Origin of the sequence: Cobetia sp. SIMBA_158, assembly GCF_046566945.1 — a bacterium.
In the GTDB taxonomy this organism is placed as follows: Bacteria; Pseudomonadota; Gammaproteobacteria; order Pseudomonadales; family Halomonadaceae; genus Cobetia; species Cobetia amphilecti.
Genome location: NZ_JAWJYL010000002.1, coordinates 341704 through 366601, shown reverse-complemented (window position 1 = coordinate 366601; position 24898 = coordinate 341704). Strand labels below are relative to the sequence as shown.

At 56.9% G+C, this 24898-nt stretch carries 11 protein-coding genes; 6 read left to right on the top strand and 5 right to left on the bottom strand.

Annotated features, from left to right (window positions below; translation table 11 throughout):
- Positions 1-63: 63 nt before the first annotated feature.
- The 5 genes from R2R70_RS05505 to R2R70_RS05485 all read right to left on the bottom strand — a co-directional run bounded on the left by R2R70_RS05505 (position 64) and on the right by R2R70_RS05485 (position 14952).
- On the bottom strand, positions 64-8322 hold the full coding sequence (locus R2R70_RS05505; protein WP_410977500.1) for a type I polyketide synthase: 8259 nt from the start codon (positions 8320-8322) through the stop codon (positions 64-66).
- Positions 8319-10040 (bottom strand): LTA synthase family protein, encoded by a 1722-nt coding sequence (locus R2R70_RS05500; RefSeq protein ID WP_410977499.1) that lies wholly within the window; start codon positions 10038-10040, stop codon positions 8319-8321. The genes R2R70_RS05505 and R2R70_RS05500 overlap by 4 nt, the downstream gene beginning before the upstream one ends.
- A 385-nt stretch (positions 10041-10425) precedes the next feature.
- The gene (locus tag R2R70_RS05495) at positions 10426-11310 is read right to left on the bottom strand and encodes an SDR family NAD(P)-dependent oxidoreductase (protein WP_410977498.1); all 885 of its coding nucleotides are present in this window, start codon (positions 11308-11310) and stop codon (positions 10426-10428) included.
- Positions 11311-11442: 132 nt separating this feature from the next.
- Positions 11443-12855: a capsule biosynthesis protein gene (locus tag R2R70_RS05490; protein WP_410977497.1), complete on the bottom strand. Its 1413-nt coding sequence runs from the start codon at positions 12853-12855 to the stop codon at positions 11443-11445.
- A gap of 60 nt (positions 12856-12915) precedes the next feature.
- On the bottom strand, positions 12916-14952 hold the full coding sequence (locus tag R2R70_RS05485; protein ID WP_348473547.1) for a capsular polysaccharide biosynthesis protein: 2037 nt from the start codon (positions 14950-14952) through the stop codon (positions 12916-12918).
- A gap of 1037 nt (positions 14953-15989) precedes the next feature.
- Here R2R70_RS05485 and R2R70_RS05480 point away from each other — a divergent pair.
- The 6 genes from R2R70_RS05480 to R2R70_RS05455 all read left to right on the top strand — a co-directional run bounded on the left by R2R70_RS05480 (position 15990) and on the right by R2R70_RS05455 (position 24892).
- Positions 15990-16418, top strand: a complete 429-nt coding sequence (locus R2R70_RS05480; protein WP_410977496.1) for a DVU3141 family protein — start codon at positions 15990-15992, stop codon at positions 16416-16418.
- A 241-nt stretch (positions 16419-16659) separates the two neighbouring features.
- Positions 16660-18303: a polysaccharide biosynthesis/export family protein gene (locus R2R70_RS05475; protein WP_405279032.1), complete on the top strand. Its 1644-nt coding sequence runs from the start codon at positions 16660-16662 to the stop codon at positions 18301-18303.
- Positions 18304-18422: 119 nt separating this feature from the next.
- On the top strand, positions 18423-19160 hold the full coding sequence (locus R2R70_RS05470; protein WP_410977495.1) for an ABC transporter permease: 738 nt from the start codon (positions 18423-18425) through the stop codon (positions 19158-19160).
- Between the two features lie 3 nt (positions 19161-19163).
- Positions 19164-20246, top strand: a complete 1083-nt coding sequence (locus tag R2R70_RS05465; RefSeq protein WP_410977494.1) for a chain-length determining protein — start codon at positions 19164-19166, stop codon at positions 20244-20246.
- A gap of 2 nt (positions 20247-20248) precedes the next feature.
- Complete coding sequence (locus R2R70_RS05460) at positions 20249-20917, top strand: ABC transporter ATP-binding protein (protein WP_410977493.1); 669 nt, start codon at positions 20249-20251, stop codon at positions 20915-20917.
- A gap of 54 nt (positions 20918-20971) precedes the next feature.
- A complete protein-coding gene (locus R2R70_RS05455; RefSeq protein WP_410977492.1) occupies positions 20972-24892 on the top strand; it encodes a hypothetical protein in 3921 nt (1306 codons plus the stop codon).
- The last annotated feature ends 6 nt before the right edge of the window (positions 24893-24898 follow it).

Below are 24898 nucleotides of genomic sequence, written 5' to 3'. Positions count from 1 at the left end.
CATGGCACCAGCCCACACCTGCCATCCGGCATCAAGGCGTGGGCTGGGCGCCGAGGCTGGCGGCTACTTGCTGACCATCTCTCCCCGCTCTGTCAGCGTGGCCGTCTCGCCGCCATGCTGCTTCACCAGCTGCGCCATGGCCTGGTCTTCGGCGTTGCTTTCGGCTTCCTCGCCGTCGGCATTGCCCATCTTGTGCATCAGACGCTCCGCCAGTCGCCACAGGGTGGCGGCTTCGCTGATCATCATCACCGGAATGCTGATGCCCAGGCGCGCCTCGACCGCCGTCATCAGCTCGACCCCCATCAGCGAGTCGAAGCCCATGTCGTAGACGCTCTTGTTGACGTCGATGGCGCTGGCGTCAATCAACAGAATCTTGCTCAGCTCGCCCTTGAGAATCTCGACGATGGCGGTCTGCAGCGCTTCGCCGCTCAAGCCCGCCAGTGCCGCGGCGATATCATCCTGCTGCGCCTGGCTGTTGTCATCCTCACCGGCGCGGCGGGCGATTTCCTCGAAGCGTGGGGTGGCGGCGGTCGGCAGAAAGCGTGCAAGCGCGCCCCAGTCCAGTTCCAGCACGCCCAATGAGCGTCCCGGCAGGCCGAGTGCCTGGGCGTGCTGATCTGCACTGATCATCTCACCGAGACACGCCAGTGCGTGGTCTGCCATCAGCGCATCACCGCCGAGGCGATTCTTGAGTGCTTCGCGGGTCTTCTCGTTGCGTGCCAGGAAGCCGGCATCCTCGATCGCGCCCCAGCGTGCGCAGGTGGCGGGCAGGCCACGCGCACGACGGTTGGCGGCGAGGCCTTCCAGCCAGTGGTTGGCCGCCACGTAGACGCTCTGCCCCGGGTTGCCGAACAGGGTGGTGGCCGAGGAGTAGAGCACGAAGAAGTCCAGCGCATGCTCGGCACTCAGGCGATCCAGCAGGCGCGCGCCTTCCAGCTTCGGCGTCATCACGCGCTGGATGCGCTCGGCATCGAGATGGCGAATCAGCGCATCATCGATCACCGCGGCGGCATGTATGATGCCCTTGAGCGGGGCGATGCCATCGTCGTCAGCGGCTTTGCCGAAGCGTGCGAACACCTTTGACAACGCGGCGTCATCGGCGACATCACAGGCCAGCGCATGCACGTTCACGCCCTGGGCCTCGAGACGCGCGACACCTTGCTGCGCTTCCTCACTGGCCGCGCCGGAGCGCCCGAGCAGTACCAGCTCACGCGCGCCCATCGCGGCCAGCCACTCGGCGCTGCGCAGGCCAAAGCCGCCCAGACCGCCGGTGACCAGATAGCTGCCCGCCGGGTCGATCGTCAGTGTCTTTTGATTGGCCGCTAGCGCGTCGCGCTGATTGGATCCTGCACTTGCACCCGGCCCCGCACTTGCACTTGTCTGCTCAGCGGCGTGTTCGGCTACGCGCTGAGTGACGACGACCTTGCCGATCTGGCGGGCCTGCTGCATGTAGCGGAAGGCCTCGACCACCTGGCTGGCATCGAAGGTGGTGTAGGGCAGCGGCGCCAGGGTGCCGTCCTCGAACAGCGCCATCATCTCGCGGAACAGACGCGTGGTCAGGCCCGGGCATTCCTTCATCAGCTGATCGGAATCGATGCCGAAGTAGCTGAGGTTATTGCGGAACGGACGCAGCCCCATCGGGGTGTTCTCGTAGAAGTCGCGCTTGCCCAGCTCACAGAAGCGCCCGAACGGCTTGAGCACGCGCAGGTTCTGGGCGATGGCTTCACCGGCCAGCGAGTTGAGCACCACATCGACACCGCGCGCATCAACGGATGGGTCGCGCTGCTGGCGTGCGGCGAGATCGGCCAGGATATCCTCGGCGAAGCCATGGCTGCGCGAGTCATAGACGTTGTCGATGCCCATCAGCGCGAGGAAGTCGCGCTTGGCCGGCGAGCCGACGGTGGCGAACACCTCGGCGCCCAGCCACTCGGCGATCTGCAATGCCGCGATGCCCACGCCGCCGGCGGCGCCGTGAATCAGTACCTTCTCGCCTTCTTCCAACCGTGCCAGATGCTTGAGCGCGTAGTAGACGGTGAAGAAGGTGGTCGGGATGGTCGCCGCGGCTTCCAGGCTGACGCCGTAGGGCACATGGGCCAGCGCCGTGTCGGCGATCACCAGGCGGTCGGAGAAGCTGGCCGGGCCGAAGCCGACCACGCGGTCGCCGACCTTGAATTCGGCATTGGCGCCGACCTTAGTGACGATGCCGGAGAACTCGAGCCCCAGGCTCGGGCCGGAGAAGCCGTGTTCGATGGCTTCATCCGACAGCAGGCCGAGGGTGTACATGACATCGCGGAAGTTGAGACCGGTCGCCTCGACACGCACTTCGACTTCGCCGGCTGCCACGGCGGGCAGAATGCGTGGCTGCCATTCCAGATTGCGCAATTGGCCGGGCTGGCTGAAGCCGAGGCTGACGCCGTGGCGCTGAGCGCCTGGGGCTTTAGAGGCTGATGTCTGAGCGCCTGAGGCCTGCGAGCCTGAGATCTGGGAGAGGGCGCTCTCGCCACCAGCGTCCTGCTGAGGCGCCGCCACCTGACGCAGGCGTGTCGCGAAGCGCGCGCCAGTGGCATTCAGCACCACCTCCTGCTCGTGATCCGGCGCTTCGAGTTCCTGCACCAGCGCGCCCATCAAGGCCGGCGTGCAGGCGTCGTCGTGCTCAAGCGTCGGCGTATCCAGCAGGCGAATGGCCAGCGACTGGCTCTCATTGGCCAGACTGCGCGCAAAGCCCCAGCTGGCGGCATCTGCCGGTGGCGTCGCGGCGGGGGTGCCATCTGTCTGCCAAAGCGTCGCCACGTCATGTGTAAGCACCCACAGGGTCGGGGCGACGCGGCTGTCGTCCTGCTCCTGGGCGCTATCAAAGGCCTGGGCGACCTGTGCCAGCAGCTGTTGGCGTGCGCACTGGAGAGCATTGGTGTGATCCGCGTCGCTCTGCTCATCTGTCGTCGCAGCGCTTGGCAGCGCGATCAGGTGATCAACGTCGCCAAGCTGCTCGATCAGTGCGGAGACGTCCGCAGGCAGGCTGGCTGACAGGCGCTGATGGCGGACCTGATGACCACGCGCGGTCAGTGAGTCGCTCAAGCGCGTCAGCAGTGCCTGATCCGCCGGTGCCTGCGGGCAATCCAGCAACGCGATGGAGAGCGTGGCGGCTTGGCTTTCTGCGGCCTGGCTTGCTACTGATTCGCTCTCGACTGATCCACTTGCCGCCGTCTGGCCTTCCGCAAGCGGTGCCTGAGCGGCAAGTGTCGCGGACAGCCACCAGGCGCCTGATGTTTCAGTACCCAGGTGATCGCTGGCCAGGCTATCGCTGGCAGGCGCTGATGACTCTATGTCGAGGCCCAGCTGGGTCAAGAGACGCTGCCATTGCGCGATGCCCGGATGACTGCGCAGCTGCTCACCATCATCGAGGGCCAGAATCGGCCCGGCCCAGGCCGCCGGTTCACAGCCACACAGCAGCAGCTGCGCGCCGGGGGCCAGACGGGCGATCAGTGCTGTCAGCAGCTCGCGCGCCTGTGACGGTGCCTCGAAGTCCAGATGCACGATGGCGAGCTGCGTCTTGTGGGTCGTGGCGGTGTCCTGGAAGGCCTCGCCCGCGATCACCTCGATCAGCGGCAAGTCATCCTGCAGACGATTGGCTTCACTGAGGGCGCCGGCACTGGCGGCCACGAAGCGGTAATCCAGCGCTGAGTAGCGACCGTTGCGTACATCCGCCTCGCGCAGTGTCGCGAGACGCTGGCCCAGCCAAGGGCCGCCGGCACCCAGCTCCAGCACATCGAGGCGCTGGCCGGCAGGCAGAGTGGCAAGTGCGCTGCTGATACGTTGATCGAGCTGTGAGCTCAACCACTGCCAGCCGGCATTGCCGACCGCTGTCTTGAGCAGCGTCGGGATCAGCGGCTGGCGCAGATGCTCCAGTGCGGCACTGGCGTCCGTTGAGAGCAGCGCCTCGCGATCTGCCACCACTTCATCAGCGGTACCGTCCAGCTGAGTCCCTTCTGACTGAGCCCCTTCTAACTGAGTCCCGCCCAAGGGCATGCCGCGATTGAGCCATTCATCCAGGTGCAGGTGCAGGCGACCGGCGGCATGCGTCAGCGGGAACTGGCCCGGGTAGTCGCGTACCAGCAGCTGCCAGATGTCATTGGCGGCGGGCAGATCCAGCGAGTTGATCTGCCAGTCGCCGCTGTCGAGTGCTTCCGTCAGGCCTTGTGACTCGGCCCAGTCGAGCAGGGCACGGCTGAACAGCGGGCAACGGCGCTGCCAGCGCGACAGCGCCTCGTGATCGAGATGGGCCAGTTCCGGGTCACCCGGCGCGGCGTGACGCAGCAGGGTCTCGTGGACGCTGGCGAGCATCAGGCTGTCGAGCAGCGGCTCCAGCTCATCGCGGAAACACTGGCTGTCGGCCAGCAGCGTCTGTGCGCTGGCGGCCGCGTCTCTCTCACCCACATTCTCACCAACACTCTCACCAACATTCGCCTCACCGTCATCGGCAGCCTCTGTGGCCTGCATGGCGTCATTCACCAGGCCTGCGAGATTCAATATCGGCGCGGTCGGTTGAGTGAGCGGGTGCGGGGCGGCAGTCAGTTCGATATCCAGGTAATCCAGGTGCGCCGTGCCATCACGTCCCAGGCGTACGGCGCGGAAGCGGGCCTCTTCGGCAACCGCCACGGCGCGGCCTTCGGCGTCGAACAGCTCGAAGTCGGCACACAGGGAGTGCGGGCCACGCGAGCGCAGCACGACACGCGCGGTGACGATCTGTGAGGCGCGTACCTGCTCACGCACCTGCAGGCGACCGACGCGTACCGGCACGAAGGCCATGCCATTGCTGGCCGCCATCTGGCCCTTGAGTACGCCCAGCAGCGGAATGAACAGCTGGAAGGCGCTGTCGAGCACGCCGGGGTGCAGGTGGAAGTCTGCGTCCTGGCTGGCCATTTCCTCGGTCAGCGAGAAACGGGCCAGCACCTGCGGACGCGCAGTGCCCGGTGCGTGATGGTCGGCGCCCGCGTCGACCCAGATCTGCTCGGCGGCGCGGAAATGCGGACCGTAATGCAGGCCGAGTTGCGCGGCAGCCGCCACGTGCTCATCGCGGCCGAAATCGGCGGCGCGAGTCGGCATGATCGGGGCGGCTCGCTCCAGCAGGCGTCCACGCGTGGCGGTGAAGGCGCGCGCCACGGCGTGCAGATTCCACTTGTCGGCATCTTCCGCGCGTGTCTCACGACTCTCCAGACGCATGGCGCCATTGGCGCTGTCCAGCGACAGGCGGGTCAGACGCAGCGTGCTGTCATCGAGCAGCAGCGGGGCGCGAATCTCGAAGTCTTCCAGATCCAGCACGTCGGGCAGGCTGTCCGCATCGGCGCTGGCGGCCTGCCATTCGTGGGCGGCGGCCAGGCATTGCTCCAGATAGCCGGCCCCCGGGAAGACGGCACTATCGCCGACCTGGTGATCGGCCAGCCACGCGACCTTCTGGGTGTCGAGCTGGGCTTCCCAGGTCAGGCGTTGCTGGGCGAGACGATAGCCGAGCAGCGGATGTACGTAATGACGATCCAGCAGACGCTGGCTTTCGCTGGTGGTCTGGATCCAGCACGGGATGCGTTGCCATGGATAGCTTGGCAGCTCGATGAACTGACCGGCGACCGGGAACAGGCCGGTGATGTCGACGGCGCCGGAGAGCAGCACGCGACCGCGCAGGTGCTCCAGGGCATCTAGCCCGGCATGGCGACGGTCGAGACTGGCGAGCACCTGGCCGGCGGGTGCCTCGTCACTGCGCGCCTTGAGGATGTCGTTCAGGTAGCTGCGCAGGATCGGGTGCGCGCCGATCTCGACCAGCAGGCGATGGCGGCCGAGGAAAGCGTTCTCTTCCGCGTCGGAGTGCCAGTTGACCAGCGACGTGACGGCGGCCTCGAACATGACCGGCTGGCGGATGTTCTCCCACCAGTAGCGTGCATCCAGCTGCTCGCCGGCAATGACGCTGCCGGTGACGGTGGAGATGAACGGGGTATGGGTGGCGCGGGGCGTCAGGCCGTCGAGGGATTCGAGCAGGCCGGGCTTGATCGGATCCATCGCCGGGCTGTGGAAGGCGTAATCCAGCCCCAGTACTCGCGCGAAGGTGCCCTGGGCGGAGAGCTCCTTGCTAAGCGCCTCCAGCAGCTCACGCTCGCCGGCCAGGGTGGTGCCGCGTGGGCCATTGATGCCAGCCAGTGACAGCGACGCCCATTGCGGCTGCTCCAGCCACTCGCGCATCTCGCACTCGCCGAGACCGACGGCCATCATTGCGCCGGTGCCACGGGTGCGCCCCTGGTGATAGCTGCGCTGGAAGATGACGCGGGTGGCCTGTTCGAGCGTCAGCGCGCCACTGGCCCAGGCGGCAGCGACTTCGCCGACACTGTGGCCGGTGACGGCAGCAGGACGGATACCGCGTTCGATCAGCCACTCGGTGACCGCGACCTGCAGCGCGAACAGCGTCGGCTGGGCGATCTCGGTGGCGTCCAGGCGGTTCTCGCCTTTGTCGCTCAGGCTGCCGTCCAGCTCCTTGAGCAGCTCGAAGCCATTGAAGTCGCGGAAGGCGACATCGAGGCGTTCAAGACAGGCGCGCACGCTGGCGGATTCTTCCAGCAGGGCACGGCCCATGCCGGCCCACTGGCAGCCATTGCCGGAATACACGAACACCGGGCCGCGCTCCTGCTGCGCGCTGCTGACGGCGTTTGCGCCCTGGCGCGGCGATGCACCATTGTCGCTGGCGCTCGGCAATGCCGGCAGACGGTCCGCCAGGGTAATGCGCGGATGGTCGCCGAGATCCCCCTCGCTGCCGAGGGTATCGAGGTCCTCAAGCAGGGTAGTGAAAGTGTCTGCGCTGAGCAGGGCGCCATGCACATGGTGCTCACGACGGGCGGCCAGCTGCCAGGCGAGATCGTAGAGGCCTGGCGCCATGTCGTGGGCGGCGAGCTCACGCAGGTGCTCTGCCAGCTCCAGCGCGGATTGCCTGAGCGCCTGTGGCGAACGGGCGCTCAGGCGCAGCGGCGGCGTCTGTTCGCCTTCAGTATGCGGTTGCGCTACCGACTGTTCGGGGGCACTTTCCAGCAGCACGTGGGCATTGGCGCCACCGAAGCCGAAGGAGTTGACGCCGACGACCAGGCGACCGTCTGCCTTGAGCTTGCGCGGCTGGGTGACGATATCCAGATTCCACTCGTCGCTACGAATCTTCGGATTCAGACGCTGGATCTTGATCGTCGCGGGCACTTCACGGTGCGCGATCACGCCGAGTGCCTTGGCCAGGCCGGCCACGCCAGAGGCGGTTTCCAGGTGGCCCATGTTGCTCTTGATCGAGCCGATCGGCAGCGGGTTGGAGCGCTTCTGGCCGATGGCGGCACCGATGGCGCGGGTTTCCAGCGGGTCACCGACTGCGGTGCCGGTACCGTGGGCCTCGAGGTAGTCGATCTCGTCCGGGCTGATGCCGGCCTGCTCGCAGGCCTGTTCCATCAACTGGATCTGCGCCGCCGGGTTGGGCACGGTCAGGCCGGACTTGTAGCCATCGGTATTGACCACGGAAGAGGCCACCACGGCGAGAATGCGATCGCCATCTGCGATGGCCTGATCGAGATCCTTGAGCAGGAAGACGCCGCCGCCTTCGGAGCGCGCATAGCCGTCGCCGGCCTCATCGAATACCTGACAGCGGCCGGTCTTCGACAGCATCGTGGCCTTGGAGAAGATCAGGAAGCCGTACGGATGCAGGTGCAGGCTGATGCCGCCGGTCAGCGCCATGTCGGTCTCGCCGCTTCGGATCGACTGGCAGGCCTGGTGGAAGGCGACCATTGAAGAAGAGCAGGCGGTATCCAGCGACAGGCTCGGGCCGTGCAGGTCGAAGGCATACGACAGGCGGTTGGAGGCCACGCTGGAGGTATTGCCGGTCGCGGTATTCGGGCCGATGGCGCTCAGGTCATCCGCCATGCGGTAGGAGTAATCCAGGCTCGCGATACCCATGAAGACGCCACAGCGTGAGCCGCGCATCTTCTCGGCCGGGATGCCGGCGTGCTCGATGGCTTCCCAGCTCATCTCCAGCAGCATGCGCTGCTGGGGGTCCATGCTGGCGGCTTCGCGCGGGCTGATGCCGAAGAAGGCGGGGTCAAAGCCGGTGATGTCGCCCAGTGAACCTGCGGCGAAGCTGTAGCTCATGCCCGGGGCTTTCTTGTCCGGGTGCGAGAGAGATTCCTTGCTCCAGCGGTCGTCGGCGACTTCGGTCACCATGTCCTTGCCGGCCAGGAGGTCGTCCCACAGGGTGGCCTGAGTGGTGCCGGGGAAACGGCTGGCTGCGCCGATGATGGCAACGCGTCGGGTCATGACAAGCTCCTGAACTTCTGAGTCACGGCACTGTGGCGAGCATGTTTCGCGGTCGCCTTCAGCAGCGCACTTCCTAATGTATCGATATTGATGACGCGCGGGTCGCCCTTGCGGCATTGCTCGTCAGTCTTGAAGGGCCCTTCGCAGTCGAGGGCCCACTCCATCAGCTGCGGGTCCTTGTCGCGCACGGCCGCCATGGTCTGGCGGGCGGTGTCGTCGGACTCCGGCAGGGCGCTGGACCAGATGAAGCTGTCGGTCACGCCATTGGGCTCGCCCAGGGTCGTATAGACCTCGGGCATGATCGGCACATGGTCTCCATAGAAACACAGCAGCCCGCCGCGCGGCAGTCGCGCCAGCGCGGTGGTGAGCTGGTCGATCATCGCATCGGCATTCACCAGATGACGCAGATAGATGCCCAGTTCCTGACAGTTCTCCGGCAGGTCTCCGTCATACCACTCCGCCAGACGTACGCTGTCGAAGGTTTCCAGATGCAGCGGGCCATGATTCTCCATGGTGATCACCTGGATGAACAACGGCGTGTCGCCGGCTTCCAGCAGGCAGTCTTCGACCTTGGCGGCTACGGCGGCATCGCTGATGTACTGGCCACTCTTGTCGGCATCGCTGAAGTGGGCGATGTCGAGAAATTCATCGAAACCGAGCTGTTTCAGCACCTGATTGCGCAGATAGAAGGTGCCGGGATAGGGATGGATGCACAGCGTGCGATAGCCCATTGCCTTGTAGCTGGCGGCCAGATTGGGCACGGCGCGACGCGCCAGCTGATGGTAGGGGTTGAACTGGTGCACGCCGAGCTCCTCGGCGGTCAGGCCCGTCAGGAAGGCGGTTTCGGTGCGCACGGTATTGGCGCCCCACGCCGGCACGGCCAGGCGCCCGCACGGCAGGCCCTGGGCCAGGGCGATGAAGTGGCAGCGGTCCAGGTTCGGCAGCAGGTCGTCACGTACCCGGGGGTAGACGCGGCGGGCATCGAAGAAGGATTCGCTCTGCACGCTGACCACATGGGGCAGTGCCTTGGTCGCATCTTCATCATCGAGTTCGCGCAAGGTGGCGTCGAGCTCGCGCTGTGCCTCCTCCAAGGGGTTGCGCAGCGGCGTCAGCGGGCGACGCGCCAGCCGCGCATAGGCCAGCAGGTAGGCCACCATGCCCAGCTCGCTCAGGTCGAACTCGGGGACCAGCATCACCTTGCTGGCCAGACGGTTGCCCAGGGCATAGGTCAAGACGCTCGCGCCGATCAGAACGCTGATCAACGGCACCAGCCATAGAGCGGCGTTGCCTGAGTAGGCGGCGGAGAAGCCCAGCGCGGGCTCGAGCCAGAGTCCCAGACCGATCGCCAGCGCCCCGGCCGTGGTCGCGGCGATGGTCAGCCCGATGCCGAAGAAGGGGATATACAGGCGCGGGTGCTTGATGGCGTCGGTGAAGTACTCGAAGTCCTGGCTGAGGAAGGGTTCGCGCAGCGACACGTACTTGGTGTGGCTGACCTGCAGCACCACCAGCCACAGCGCATTGACGACGATCAGCGAGAACCAGGGGCGCTGGGTGATCAAGGTGCACAGTGACCAGCTGGCGCACCAGTACCCGACATGTGCCAGCCTGGCGCTGACGGGGCGGCGCCAGAATGCGGCTGGCGGTGACGTCATCTGTTTCAGCAGCAGATGCTCAAGCCCCAGCGTCAGCCCGAAGCCGACCAGCAGTGGCCCGGCCATGAAAGACACAAACGCAATGACAAACTCCATGTAATGCCGACCTCGTTAGCCTCTGCCGTCGCAGGGGCTGTGTAGTGTCCGGTCGAGTACTCGACCCTGATCAAGATCCATGGCGGCCAGGGGAGTGACAAGTCGGCCCCTCGCCGCAGTATTTTCAGGCGCTCTGGTGTCCAGGTCCTGATCGTTCCAGCGTGTTCAACTGTCGCTTTGGCGTTCCCGCCACTGTCTTCTTTATCGATCCTGCACGATGTACTCCAGTGGCAGGTGCTGGGGTATTACGCTAACTCATTGTCATGACAATGGAAAAACGCTGAGTCATCGCCTGCTGCGCATGGCGGGCCGTCTCACGGTTCACGGCTCAGGTTCACGAAGACGCAAGCCCCGATCAATGAGTGTAATTGAACCACCCGAGCAGGCGCTGGGAGATTCCGGCGGGCAGGACGCTTAACCACCAGCACCCGAAGTTGAGCGGGAAGGGAAAGCTGATACGCGCCCGGTTACGCGCTGCACCCTTGAGGATCCGGCGTGCGGCCTTCTCGGGTGGCATCTCGAAGGGCTTGGGCCCTGGCATGGCCTCGCACATCGGCGAGGTGACATAGCCGGGCATGACGACGGTGACACCCACGCCATGGGGTTTGAGCCAGCTGCGCAGGCCTTCGCCATATGCCTTGACCGCCGCCTTGCTGCCGCTGTAGCTGGGCGTCAATGCCAGGCCATGCCATGCCGCCAGAGAGCTGAGCAGTACCAGCTGGCCACTGCCGCGCTGCTTCATCGCCATGGCCAGATGGTGGGCCATGCCCAGCGTGCCGATCACGTTGGTCTGCAGCAGGCGGCGTGAATCCTCCCAGCGCTCTCCGTTGCCCTGGGGGCCGATATCGGTGTTCATGCCGGCGTTGGCGATGGCGATGTCCGGCACGCCGCGCGCGCAGACTTCATCCAGCCAGGTGAACAGGGTCTCTTCATCACACAGATTGAGTACCGTGCATTCCACCTCGGCGCCCAGCTTGCGGCAGTCGTTGGCGATCGCATCGAGCTTGCGCTGCTTGCGGCCGGTGAGGATCAGCGTGGTGCCCGTCTCGGCGTAGGCGCGCGCCAGGGCGCTGCCTATCTCGCCCGTGGCACCGGTGATCAGGACGCGCCGCTGGCGGCTGGCATCCTGGGCAGCTTTCGCACTGGCGTCGCTCTCTGCAGGCCGGCTATCCGCTCGGTGAGTGCCAGTGTCGCGTTCAGCGTCGGTAGGCTCTGGCTGCTGGGGGGGCATGGCCGTCATCTTTGGTCTCCTTGAATCCCGACACCGAAGGTCGGCAGTTCCCTTGCGTTTCTCGTTATGGTCGGGTGAGAGAGGCTGCCATCATTGGCGTATCTCACCGTTGTTGCGTGGTCCAGCAGTCTTTTTGCATGTTCAGCAGCGGCTCAACATGTTCTCCAGCGGCGAGCGTTCGGCGCACAGTATCTTGGAGGCGCCCAACACGGCCAGTTGCATGCCCGGCTTGCAGTAGAAGCCGCCATTGAGCTGCACGGTATGAATCACCGTATTGCGGAAATGTCGGAAGAGCGTGGTGTCGGGGCGCTGACCCTGGGTCCAGAAATCATGCAGCGAACCCTGGAAGGTCAGGCCCGGCAAGTTGAAGATCGGATCGCCCATGCAGAAGGTCGGGCAGCGATATTGCAGCGCCACGTTGCCGGTCGTGCTGTTGACCGTGATCATGCCCTTGGCCTGCTGCAGCAGCTTCTCCAGGTTGCCGCTCTCCAGATAGACGATACGCCCGATCAGGTCGTAGCGGCGCTCCAATGAGCGAATCAGCCTAGGGTAATCCACCAGCCCCATGTCGAGGGGGTGGTTCTTGATCACCAGGCGTGCACCACGTGGCGCATTCAGGGCGAAGCTCTTCATCACCCGCTGGATGACTTCCTGCATGTTGGCGAAGCGCGAGTGGTGGCGTATCTGGGCATCGGTATTCAACTGCAGCGGCAGCATGTAGTAGGGCGCGCCACTGCCCATCAGCTGATCGATACGCTTGGCATCACGCCGCTTGTACCAGCGCATCAAGGGCAGTCGTGTCGCATAGCCCGCGTATTCCTGCACGGCGTGAATGCTGTGCGGGCGGTAGCGCGGGAACAGCAGCGGATTGGCCGCGCCCGCCAGGTGGTAGGTGATGTCATGGCGCGCACGCTCACTGAAAGGCGCCTTGAAGCGCTGTGGCGTGGGGGCATCTTCGAGATGCTTGCCTGCCTCACGGAACCAGTCAGGGTCGCGTGGCAGCAGGGAGTGGCCATTGACGCCTTCACGCTCCAGTGTCACCCAGTAAGGGCGGAAGTAGCCCTCCTCGAACACGTGGGTACGGATGCCGAGATATTCCGCCTTGAGCACGGCATCACGATGTACCGGGCGTCGGTCGCCGAACAATACCTGATCGGTGACGTGATGCTTGCGCCAGAGTTCGGCGATCCAGTCGCCGAGGTCCTCGAGCTTGCCGCGATAGGCATACGCCTTGTCGTGGCGCCAGTAGAAGCTGTCGCCGCTGTTGAAGTTGACCTTGATGACCTCATGGCCACCCTGCTTGAGCTTTTTCGCCAGGTGCAGGAAGAAGGGCGAGCACACCCCCTGCAGCAACATGAAGACGCGCCGGCGTCCCCCCTCACGGGGGCGCAGCTGGATATCGGGTGCCTTCGATGCTGCCCAGCCATCGCTGATGAGAGGGGCTGAAGGGTGATTCAGCGGGGGCGTCAAGACGGCATCATCAGACAGCTTTGCAAGAGCGCCATCGCCCATGATCCGCTCCAACGCCTGGCCAAGCCTTGCGCTGACAGGCATGTCGGCACCGGTTGGTGGCGTGAGGCTAAGGGGTGGTGTCAGACGTCCATGTTCCATGAGTCAGTGCTTCCCGATGAACAATGCTCGATAGCCGCGATATAGCCGGGTTTTCCAAGGTAATGAAAGTCGCATGGTGCCATTCCTGAGCATGGTTCGTTGGCGTTCAAGTATTGTGACAACTGTTTCGGCATTGCATAAGTCCCCCCGATCGGGATCCACGTAGATCGGATATTCGATCAGCGCACCAGCGACAAGGGCATCCACGCTCAAGTGCCGAGTTCGTCCTGGACACTCGACAAGGTCATTAGTCAGCCCCCAGCCAGCATAGAAGGGCAGGCCATGGGTCGTGACGGGCACACCTCGTATCAGGGCTTCAAAGCCCGCGAGCGAGCAGAGCGTGTGTACATGATCCACCTGCTCAAATAACCGACTGATATTGCCGGTGGTCAATTCGAGATCGTACGTCCCGCCTTCAGTCGCCACCTCGCCACTACGCCCCCCTGTGACAACGTCGGGGTGCGGTTTATAGATCACGTAGCTTTCAGGGTGCAATTCCCGCGCCGCCTCAAGCAGAGCCTGATTGGTACGTATCCCGGGACACGCATGGCGTATCGAGGCGTCTGACTCCACCTGGCCGACGACCAATATCACGTCACGGCCCTTGGCCATCGCGCGAAGGTCCGGCAATTCATCACCTTCCGAATTGTACTTGCTCAGGCCCAGCGTGATCAGGCGCTCGCGTAATTGGCGTGCGCGGCCTAACTCGGCATCGGTGAAATCATGATGCATCAACCACTGCTCCAATGCGCTTGAGCGACTGGCGTCAAAATGCATGCCGAGCGGGTCGAGGATCAACGAAAGTGGCCGCGTGAGATCCACCCCCAGGCCGACTGAGCGCAAGAAACCGTCCTCGATTCGCCACAGAGCGCCCCCTTGTGCAATGACGGAGGCTTCCAGCTCTGCTGTGGTTCGGCTCGCCCAGCTCAGCACGCGGGTAGGGTGTGGGGCCTGTTGTTCGCGCTGCGACAATGCTCGCGGATCATGCGCGATGGTGACACCAGCTGTCTTTTGCAGCTTCTGCAGTGCGATGGCATCGCTTTTGACAAAGTCGCAGTGCGCCAAGGGTCCCAGGAAGCCGGGCAGGAAATTACGCTTCCAGCGCGAGTACCCCGGCGCTATCCAGTGACCTGCCAGTCTGGCAGCCATTCGCTTCTGGTCTGCAAGCAGTTGAATGACCTCTTCGAGCGTCGCGGCCTGCTGGGTATAGGGGTTGGCATAGCGGCTGTATTCGAGATAGGCCGCGGCAAACACCTGCTCAAGCGTGCGTGACTGGCCTCGGCGCGGACATTGCTGCCGATCATCCGTCAGGCCCCACCCGGCATAGAACGGCATACCGTGACAGGTCACCGGCAGGCCTGCCATCAGGGCCTCGAACCCAAGCTGGCTGGTCACGACATGGACGCCATCGACCTGTTCGAACAGGCACCATGGGTTGATGTCGTCACTCAGCAGCGTGCAGCCAAGCTTGCGTGCCTCTTTCAGCAGATAGCCGCGCTTCTTGCCGGCGATCACATCCGGATGCACCTTGACCCACACTTCGGCTCCCTCGATGGCACAGGCCTCCCTCAGCATGGCAAGGAAAGTCTCCGGGCTGGCCATGCCGCCCACGACAGACGCATCCTCGGCGGTCTGATCCACGATGAGGAGTCGCTGCATGCCAGGCTTTCGGGCTGGCAGCTTGCGCTCTGGTGCATGGTTGTACTTGCTCAAGCGATGCATGCGCAGGCTTTCGAGAGCCGCGCGCGCGCGCGCCAGCAATGCGTCTCCCTGACGAGCTGGCGCTTCATCGATCAGTTGCTCGAGATCGCTCGGTTGGCGCGCATCGTAATAGATGCCTTGGTAGTCCACCACCATCGACATGGCTGGATAGCCCGCGCTGGACAAGGTGAGTGAGCGCAAAAAGCCGTCTTCCAGCGCGATATAAGGTAGTGCCTGTTGTCTGGCGTAGGTGCGAGCCTTGTTAGCGGTTGCCTTATGGCCCCAGCCAACAACGGCACTCGCCCTTTGCTGACATTCTCTATGGTCTTGGCCGGCCATTGAGTCAAAGTCAGGCCATGCATTCGCGTGCTTCTCAGTGGTATTTGTTCGACAAAAGTCTAGCGGGGGGGCGGCGGCCATGTCTTTGACAGGGGCTCGCTTTTTGCAAGAGAAAAAGCCAAAAAGTAATGGTCTTCTCACATTATTGTAACTTGTGTCTTCTTCTGTGCCGCCTGTTGATGCCCTAACTGAGTGCAAATGGTCTGCTGTCGCGCGATGCGCCATGGCAAGTCGTGCCCGAAGGCTCGCCCGAGTCAATGGCTGCAGCTCCGGGATGAAGGCATCCAGGTGCGGCTGGAGAAAAATAGCGCGAGAAAAGCACAATACCTTCCGGAAAGTCTCGCCATGCGGGGCCTTGCAAGCATCACGAGAGATGGGTTGGCAGATGTGGTGAGACTGCATGGGAAGCCACCATCCATGTTTTTGGGTTGCGTCGAACAGGCAAAAGCTCCGTTGCACAGTCCGAAAATACTGCTCAACTTGTCACCCGTGTTGGCGGCAATATTCTCGCAACACTTTCTGTATTACCGTTGACGCAGAGTTCGTAAATAGGGAAAGTACGCAAAGTGACGACTGAATTCAATTAAACTCTTCATGGGCAAAGTTGCTAGCAAGCAAACTATTAGCTTGTATATTTTTCATCGGTTAACCTTATTGGCCGTATGCTTTAGTGGCATGAGGTTTGCTGTTAATGTGTCGCGCTTACACAGAGTAAACCTATCCCCAGGTTTGGTAGTCGTAGACCTCACGAGCGAAAGTACAGAGCAGAGCAAAGCAAAGAGTAGCGGCAGGATGCCAAGGGAACGCTTGTCAATGGAAATCGAACAGCACGTAGGTACTTTTGCCACCTTGATGGCGACGTCAGTAGTGTCGGCAAGACTTGTCGGGAATCATTGGCCGGCGGAATGGCTGTTGATCGCTGCATTGCTGCTGATACTGTCGAGGGCCGTCTCTAAAGCTCTGCACTGTTGCGACAGGTCAAAAAATTCCCCCCTTCTGTTCAGTGGTTCGGGCCTTTGCAGCATCAGGATACTTTCATGATTCAGAAATTTTATTGTCAGACATCATCTCGCATCGGTCGCTTGATCTGTGCCGCTGGCCTGGCACTGGCCATCACCGGTTGCGCGACCTCCTATCCGGAATCCACCGGTGCCGGCAGTACCAACCTGGCCAACCTGACCGGCGCTGCGTCGCTGCCGGCGGATGTCTCGTCATTTCTCGACAGCGCGGCCCCCGGCAGCGTGGTTGCCGTGCCGACCAGCCCCTGGGGCAGCAACGTCGAAGTGGTCGCCCATGAGCGCTACTTCGCGGCCAGCGGGCGTATCTGTCGTGAGCTGACGGTCTCCAATCAGCGTGATCTGCCCAGCAAGGAACTGGCGTGCCGGACCAGCAATGACGGCAAGGCCGGTGAAGGCACCTGGGTGACCCAGCGGTTGGTGACCGGCCTGCTGGAAGAGGCCCACTGAGGAGCTTCTCAATAACTTCTCGGTACCTTCTCGCTGAAAGGCCCGCACCTGGCTTGGCGTGAAACGACGATTGCAGGAAGCAGGCTGGCCTGGCCGGCGCTGCCATTCCTGACTGACACTGCATTATCTTTTTGCACGATTTTCTTTGCATTACGAGGGGCCTAGCCCGATGACAATTTCCAGATTCTTGCTCCGGGCCGGGTGCCTGGTGGCGGTAGCGTGCCTGAACGCCAGCCCTGCCATGGCAGCCGGCCTGGACAGTGGTTCCATCCTGTCCAGCAATGACCAGGCCTCCAGCATTCCGCAAAAGACGGATAGTGTAGAAGACAAGGCGCGTGCCGATTGGCGCAGCGGAACCTACGGGCCGCTGACCTCCCAGGAGCAGACCGACCCCGACTCTCTGCCGCCGTTCGGCGAAAACCTCTTCAGTGGTGGTTTCCGCGGCATGATGGCCGATGGTCTCAATAGCAGCTACACCATCAAGCCGGGTGACCAGATCACCCTGCGCGTTTGGGGTGGCGTCGAGATCGAATCCGTGCTGCCTGTCGATGCGCAGGGCAACATCTTCCTTCCCGGTATTGGCCCGGTAAATGTGCAGGGCACCACCAATGGCCAGCTGGATGGCAAGGTGCGCAGCGCCATTCAAGAGGTGTATCCCGAGAATGTCAGTGTCTATACCAATCTGCAGGGCGTGCAGCCGGTGGGCGTCTTCGTGACCGGGTATGTCAAGAATCCGGGCCGCTACGCCGGCACGCCGAATGATTCCATGCTGTATTTCCTCGACCAGGCCGGCGGTATCGACCAGGCACTCGGCAGCTACCGCAAGATCAAGATCAAGCGCAACGGTCGTGTCATCAATACGGTCGATCTGTATGACTTTCTGATCAATGGCGAGATTGCCCGCCCGCAATTCCGCGATGGCGATACCGTCGTCGTCGAGGAGCGTGGCCCGGCGATCAGCGTGGTCGGGGATGTCGAGCGTGACTATCGCTATGAGCTCACCGACTCGCGTCTGAGTGGTGAAAACGTCCTGAACCTGGCGCGCCTCAAGTCGGGTGTCTCTCACGTGCTGCTGCGGGGCTCTCGTCCCGACGGGCCCATCTCGCGCTATCTGCCAGTGACGGAATTCCGCGCTGCTGACGTGCGCGCAGGGGATGAAGTGCTGTTCAGTGCCGACCAGCGTGACGAGACCATCGTCGTGCAGCTGGAAGGCAGCTTCTATGGCCCGTCACGTTATGCACTGCCGCGCGATGCCCACTTGGGTGAATTGCTCAATGCCGTCGGGGTGCCGAAAGGACTGACCGATTACCAGAGCGTTTCCATCCGTCGTGAGAGCGTCAAGGAACAGCAGGCGCAGGCACTGCAGGACAGCCTCAAGCGTCTTCAGGCCACCTATCTTGGCGCGTCTTCCTCGACCACCGAAGAATCCGAGCTTCGTGTCCAGGAAGCTGAGATGATCGAGAAGTTTGTCGAGCAGGCGAAGCAGGAAGAGCCGACCGGACGACTGGTCGTGGCACGAGAAGACGGCAACATCGCTGATGTGCGTCTGCAGGATGGCGATGTCATCACCATCCCGGAAATCAGCGATTCCCTGTTGATCAGCGGCGAAGTCGTGGTGCCTCAGGCCATGGTCTACACCCAGGGCATGACGGTGATGGACTATATCAACAGCGCCGGTGGCTTCACGCAGCACGCGGATGAAGACCAGATTCTGGTCGTGCGTCAGAACGGCGCCGTGCGTCGTGCCGAGGAAGTCGAGCTGCGCTCGGGTGATCAGATTCTGGTACTGCCGGAACCGCCGACCAAGAACCTGCAGCTGGCCACCAGCATCACGCAGATTCTCTATCAGGTCGCCGTCGCCACCAAAGTCGCGATAGACCTCTGATCATGGCCAGTGACATGAACGGAGACATGAGACCTACAACTGAACTCCCATCTCGCGGCAGTACGAGTGGATCCAAAGCTCGCACTTGTTGGGCCGTAACGCGCAGTGTCTGGTACGCCATGTTCATTCGTGAAGCAATTGGCCGCACCATGACTGACCGCATGGGTTGGTTCTGGATGGTACTTGAACCCTTCGCCATGGTAGCTCTTATGGTGGGTATGCGTTCCTTTATAAAAGGGGATGGGCTCATCATGAATGCCCCATTCATTCCATGGATGGTAACGGGTTTAATGGGGTTTTATTTACTGCGTGATGGATTGATACGAGGAATGGGAGCGGTTAAGGCAAGTCAAGCACTGTTTACTTATCGACAAGTACAAACTACAGATCCTGTCATAGTTAGAATTTTTTTAGATGGTATGTTACGTACCTTCGTTTTAATGATTTTTGTTTGTATAGGAGTGTTGTTGGGCTTAGAGCTCTATCCGGATAATGCAATAGAAGCATTTTTTAGTTGGTTTTCACTCTGGCTGCTTGGTTTAGGGTTTGGATTGACACTATCGGCATTAGCAACACTAGTTGAGGAAATAGGAAAAATAGTTAAACTACTTAGTTTGCCTTTGCTCATGATTTCTGGTGTGATGTTCCCATTGAATCATTTGCCCCATTGGCTCCTTGAGTATGCAATGATCAACCCGATACCGCATGGTATAGAGATGCTTAGGTTAGGCTTTTTTGAAAACTACCATATGGTCAGAGGGACTAGTAATCTATATCTTTGGTTCTTTATATTAGGGTCTAACGCTTTAGGCCTCATGCTACATATTCGTTTTTCACATAAACTCAAGGCACAGTAATCAATGAAAGCCTTTATTCAGCGTCAGCCGCATTGGGCAGTAGCGATACTAGCTATTTTACTTGCAACCTTTTATTGGAGCTTCTGGGCAACAGATCGTTATGTTTCCAAAGCAACTGTTGTCTTGGAGAGTCCTCAAATCACTTCTACAGAAATCAATTTCTCTTCAATATTAACTGGAGGAGGGGCAGATAAAGATTTGCTTTTATTAAGAGAGTATTTGCTTTCTACTGATATGCTCAAGGTGGTTGATGAAAAATTAGGATTCCGGCGGCACTATAGTGAGCATGGAGACTTTTTTTCCACTCTGGGAGATGCAGATTCTCCTATTGAAGATCTACATAATTATTATTTAAAGCGTGTCAGTGTTGAAATGGATGATTATGCTGGTGTGCTTAACGTGGAAGTTCAGGCTTATACGCCTGAGTTTGCTCATCAAATGACCCAGTTACTACTCAATGAGGGCGAAGCTCACATGAATGATATGGGGCGTCGTTTGGCAGATGAGCAGGTCAATTTTCTTGAGAAGCAAATGAGCCGGCTAGAAGCAAGGTTGAATCATACTCGAGATGATCTTTTAAAGTTTCAGAATAAAGAAGGCTTGATATCTCCCACTAGCACGGTCGAGAGTATCAATCAAGTTGTTGCAACTCTAGAGGGTCAGCTTGCGAAGCTACAGGCGCAGCGTAAAGCATTGGCAAGCTACCAAAGTGAACGCTCCTCTGATATGAAAAGGCTTACTTCTGAAGTCGAGGCGATGCGTGAGCAGATTTTGAAACAAAGAGATAGGCTGGCCCAAGCAACAGGGGATTCTTTGAATAAAGTGTCTTCTCAGTACCAATCTTTAGAATTGAAAGCGAAATTTGCGCAAGAAACCTATTCTGGTGCAATCGCCGCATTGGAAAGTACCAGGCTGGAGGCGGCACGTAAGTTGAAACAAGTTAGTATCCTACAAAGCCCATTGATGCCAGAGTATTCTACGGAGCCAAAGAGGGTATATAATATTACGGTATTCGCCTTGATTACCATTCTTTTGGCATTTATTGCAAGTATGCTAATGTTGGTGATCAAAGAGCATCGTGATTAACTATGATAGAAATAAAGAACCTCTATAAGCGCTATCATAACCATCATAGTAATGAATGGGTGTTGAAGAATGTTAATCTTACAATCCCAAAAGGCATAAGTGTTGGCTTGGTAGGCCGGAATGGTGCTGGGAAGTCCACACTGCTGCGTTTAATCGCTGGCATGGACACACCGGAACGCGGCGAAGTCATTCGGCATAGCCGAGTTTCATGGCCAATAGGGCTTAGTGGTGGCTTTCAAGGCAGTATGACTGGGCGTCAAAATGTCAAGTTTGTGACACGCGTGCATGGTCGAGGAGATTATGTCGATAGCATCATTCGTTATGTTGAAGAATTTGCCGATATCGGCCCTGCTTTTGACGAGCCTATAAAAACCTATTCCTCTGGCATGAAAGCACGTCTGGCGTTTGGTTTGTCGTTAGCTTTTGATTTTGATATTTATATCTCAGATGAAGCTACGGCGGTGGGTGATAAAGCATTTAAAGCTAAAGCGAAAAATGCGTTCCGAGATAAGGTGAATAAGGCTAGTTTGATCATCGTTTCTCATAATGAGGGGATATTGAGAGAACTCTGCCAATCCGGGATTATGATTCATAATGGAACTGCAATATGGTTTGAGGATATTGGCGACGCTCTTAAATCATATCATGATAGCCTGGTAAAGGGTAAGTAACCTTTTAGCTTATGCTATGTCATTTATATTCGATATCTAAAGGATGAGATTGTTGTGAAATTCAGCGCGCTCAGTTTTATCTATAAGTATGTAAAAACATTTCATGCGTTTTTTGATAATGTTAAAAGGAAAAGAGAAGCTGTAGAGCTGGTTGGAAGTAACTGGTTGGAAGGGAGTGACCTTCCCATAGCTATTTTGTATGGGTTTAACCCTTGGAAGCGAGAAATTATAAGTGCCTATCTGCCTGAGTATAGAACTGCTTTTGTTCAAGGGAAGTCTTCTTTCTCTAGGGTAAAAAAGAATTTTATAAATCATCTTTCCGATGATGAAGAATTCGTTTTTATCGGCTGGGGGAAAAAGTTACCTAAAAGTTTTGTATTTTATGCAAGTTACCTTAATAAATACAAAGGTAAGTCTGTTAAGTGTGGGTCTATTGAAGATGGTTTTTTGAGGTCGATAGGTGCAGGGCTTTTACATACACGTCCAAGCTCAATATGTATTGATTGGCAAGGAATATACTTTGATGCTACTCAGGCCTCGGATCTCGAAAGCATACTTAATGAGTATGATTTTTCTAGTAATACAGAATTGCTCAATAGAGCTGAAAGATGTATGGAGTTAATGCGAGATGCTCGCTTAACAAAATATTATAATCCAAGGCCATATGAAGGAAAGGGTAAGCTGGAAAGAACAGGAAATTATTCTATTCTTGTGATAGGGCAAGTTGAAGATGATGCCTCAGTGTTGAGCGGCATGTCTAGAATTAAAGATAACGTGTCATTGGTTTTGCAAGCTAGGAAGGACTTTCCAGATGCGGATATATACTTTAGGCCACATCCCGACTATTGGTCTGGGATCCGAAAACAGAAAACTAAGCTTGATAAATTAAAAGATGTTTGTGCGATAGTCTCTCCTGAGATAAGTTTGTATGAACTATTCGATGTTTCTGATCATGTGTATACCATTACTTCATTGTCAGGCTTTGAAGCGCTAATTCATGGGTTGAAAGTTACCACTTTCGGTGCACCATTCTACTCAAATTGGGGATTGACAGACGATAGAGTTAAAGTAAAAAGGCGTAAACGGAATCTTTTGTTGACTGAGCTTTTTGCTGCCTCTTATTTGCTTTACCCCCGCTATATATCTATTTATAGTGATACTTTTGTTAGTTATGAGTATACTGCGGGGGAATTTTTAGTTGAGGCTTTGAAGCATGAAAATACCTTTAACTTACAGAATAATACTCTCTTCAAAAAAGCTGAAGGGTATAAAACTCACCTGGGGAGCAGTTATCGAATTCTTAGCTATTTGGTAGAGACAGGTAATTTTGCTGAGGGTGATGTTTCAAATATCCATGAGTTGGTTGTTAAGCACTCTTCAGTAGAAGAGTTGCTTAAGTTCTATCCTCAAATTAGTTACTTGTTAATTAGAACTTCTAACTATGACTCTCTCGTTTATTATACTAATATTTGCCTAGCTGGTTTAAGTAAGGAATCTAGCGTACACACAAAGAATTTCTCTTTGATAAGTAGCTTCTTTTATGCACTTTCCGTTTCTCTTTATCAGACCAATGGGCGCTCTCTCGATATCATTCCCGATATCTCTAGCCAATTGTTAAAAGAAGCAAGCTATTTCAAAGGCTCACAAAGTTTACTCAGAGATTATTTAAAATGTCTTTCAGCTAATCTTCAGTATCAGGACTCAGAAAGATTGATTTGTTTGACTCAGAAGAAATTGTCTGAAAAAGAAAGTGTTACTAAGTACATTCCCCATTATACGTTTGATGATTATATTTCTGGATTTTTCCGTGTGAAGTTTAATCATAATGTGTATAAGCATTTTTCACACATTTTAGCTCAGAAGCCATCTCGCTCAGAGAGAGACGCAAATACTCGTCATGCTTTATTAACTAAAGCCGCGGGGAATTATGAGAAATTTCTACACGAGAAATTTTCAGGATCAGATGACGCCTGGCTAAATAAAGTTATTTTCCATATGGTGCAAAGTGATCATGTGCAGGCTCGTCGCGAGTTTTTAAAATTTTCTAAAACCACATCTTGGATGCGTTTAGTAGAACAGGCTGAACAAAAAGATCGTTTTTCTCATCTAAGAAAGAAAGATATTCTTGCCATTGGGAATTTCTTCTTGAAAAAGCGATTACTTGATGTTGCAAGGCTTTTCTCTCCTTTGTTTAAGGTTGAAGGTGGAGTTGTTGGAGCTTTATACATGCTGTCACTTTATAGGCATGGTCAAGATGATGTTTCGTTTATTGATTTTTATCATAACCTTGAAGAGAATGTAAAAAATGACGAAAAAATAATGGCTCTTTACGCTCGTCAGATGCGGGAAAGAGGTTTCTTTGAGACATCAAAAGAAATATATCAAACATTGGCAAGGCGTCCAGCTACACTTTCAAAGAAAGTAAGTGTAGAGTTAGATGCTGAAAAAATAAAATTTTGTCAAGAGTCGAGTGATATACTCAACTCTATTCCTCAGCCGAGGTTACCAAAAGGTGTGATATTTCTGACCTCCCAGACCTGTTTCAATACCTTGGCTATGATGATCCCAAGTTTGCTTCAGTTGAAGAAAAAAGGTTATGCGGTTGTTAACCTATGTTCAGGTATGACGGTGCATCAGTCGACAGGCATTGATTATATTGATGAGTTTGCCGGCTCAATTCCTCTTGACTTGTCTTATTCAGAGAGAAAAAACGATTGGTATATTGATTGGGAGCAAAAAACTGTTTCTGCAAAAGGAATTAATTTCTACCAAGGATTTTATGAAAGGCTTTCAACTTCATGCAGGCGTTTCTTTGTTGATATCAATGTCCCCTCTGTTTATTCTGACTTTGAAAATTATTTGATTAGGTCGGACACGTGTTTATGGCTATGTGAAAAAATATTTGATAATGTGGTTAAAAAAGGCATTCCCGTAGCTTTTGTCTCAGGGAATAGCCATGTCGCACCCTTTAGTGTCTTCAGGGATTATGCTAGATTTAAAGATCATCCGAAATTGAGTTTTATAAATTGCAACGTGGCTTATGAAGCATATTTCTCTAATCTTGGGAGTAAATTTGCTAATACTATGTGCGTAACCGATATGACCTTGTATCCTAATGTGCGCGCTCCGTTTATGGCAAGGGAAGATAAATTCAATTCTTGGTACGAAAAAAATAAAAGCAATATTGATTATGTTGATTATGCCAATAGTTTGATTAATGTTAATAGGGTTGGTTCAACTTCTGATATAAAGGAAAAGAAGTTGATAGAATTTTTGGAGAAGAAGAAAGGCGAAGGAAAGAGAATAATTTGCGCTTTCGGGAAGGTTCCAGTTGATTTAAATGTTCCTTACGATGGAGGCGCAGCACATGCTGATATGTCCGATTGGATAACTCATACTGTAGCTACAGCCAGTATGTCAGATGATATTATTTTGCTCGTAAAGCCGCATCCACATGAATTGCGTCCTGAAATAGCTCTAGATTTGGTCGAGAGCTTTGAAGATCTAATAAAATGTGTGGTGCCTAAGAATACTATTGTTCTGGGCCATAAAGATATTAATGGCCATGCTTTGGCCCCTTTCCTTGATCTTGCGTTGCTTTATAATGGATCTAGTGCTCTAGAGTTGTGTGCTCAAGGGGTACCAGTTATGATGGCTTCTTACTTTGGGAAGCATGACTATCCAATAGAATTGAATTATCCTCAGTCTCGTGAGGATTATGAAAGGTTTGTTTTGTCAAGTGATTATCCTAAGCCCAGTTCGGAGCTGAGAAAGAGGGCGGCTTTTTTAATGAGCTACCTAGGAACAGATGAAATTTCTATTGTTAATCAATATTCGTTGCGTCAGTTAACAAATGACAGGGTTGGTATTCCAAAGTGGAGGTGGGATAAGGTAGAAGAGTTTCTGACGAATGGTGATGAAAAAATGAAACTTGTAGCGGACAGAATTGTCGAGAAGTTTGAGAACTGTAATTAAGGATGA

What these genes read in the sequence shown, in the direction of transcription:
- R2R70_RS05485 (WP_348473547.1), bottom strand. Translation starts at nt 14,952, where the DNA reads ATGGCCGGCCAAGACCATAGAGAATGTCAGCAAAGGGCGAGTGCCGTT.
- R2R70_RS05475 (WP_405279032.1), top strand. Translation starts at nt 16,660, where the DNA reads ATGGCAGCCGGCCTGGACAGTGGTTCCATCCTGTCCAGCAATGACCAG.
- R2R70_RS05505 (WP_410977500.1), bottom strand. Translation starts at nt 8,322, where the DNA reads ATGACCCGACGCGTTGCCATCATCGGCGCAGCCAGCCGTTTCCCCGGC.
- R2R70_RS05495 (WP_410977498.1), bottom strand. Translation starts at nt 11,310, where the DNA reads ATGACGGCCATGCCCCCCCAGCAGCCAGAGCCTACCGACGCTGAACGC.
- R2R70_RS05500 (WP_410977499.1), bottom strand. Translation starts at nt 10,040, where the DNA reads ATGGCCGGGCCACTGCTGGTCGGCTTCGGGCTGACGCTGGGGCTTGAG.
- R2R70_RS05465 (WP_410977494.1), top strand. Translation starts at nt 19,164, where the DNA reads ATGAAAGCCTTTATTCAGCGTCAGCCGCATTGGGCAGTAGCGATACTA.
- R2R70_RS05460 (WP_410977493.1), top strand. Translation starts at nt 20,249, where the DNA reads ATGATAGAAATAAAGAACCTCTATAAGCGCTATCATAACCATCATAGT.
- R2R70_RS05490 (WP_410977497.1), bottom strand. Translation starts at nt 12,855, where the DNA reads ATGCCTGTCAGCGCAAGGCTTGGCCAGGCGTTGGAGCGGATCATGGGC.
- R2R70_RS05480 (WP_410977496.1), top strand. Translation starts at nt 15,990, where the DNA reads ATGATTCAGAAATTTTATTGTCAGACATCATCTCGCATCGGTCGCTTG.
- R2R70_RS05470 (WP_410977495.1), top strand. Translation starts at nt 18,423, where the DNA reads ATGTTCATTCGTGAAGCAATTGGCCGCACCATGACTGACCGCATGGGT.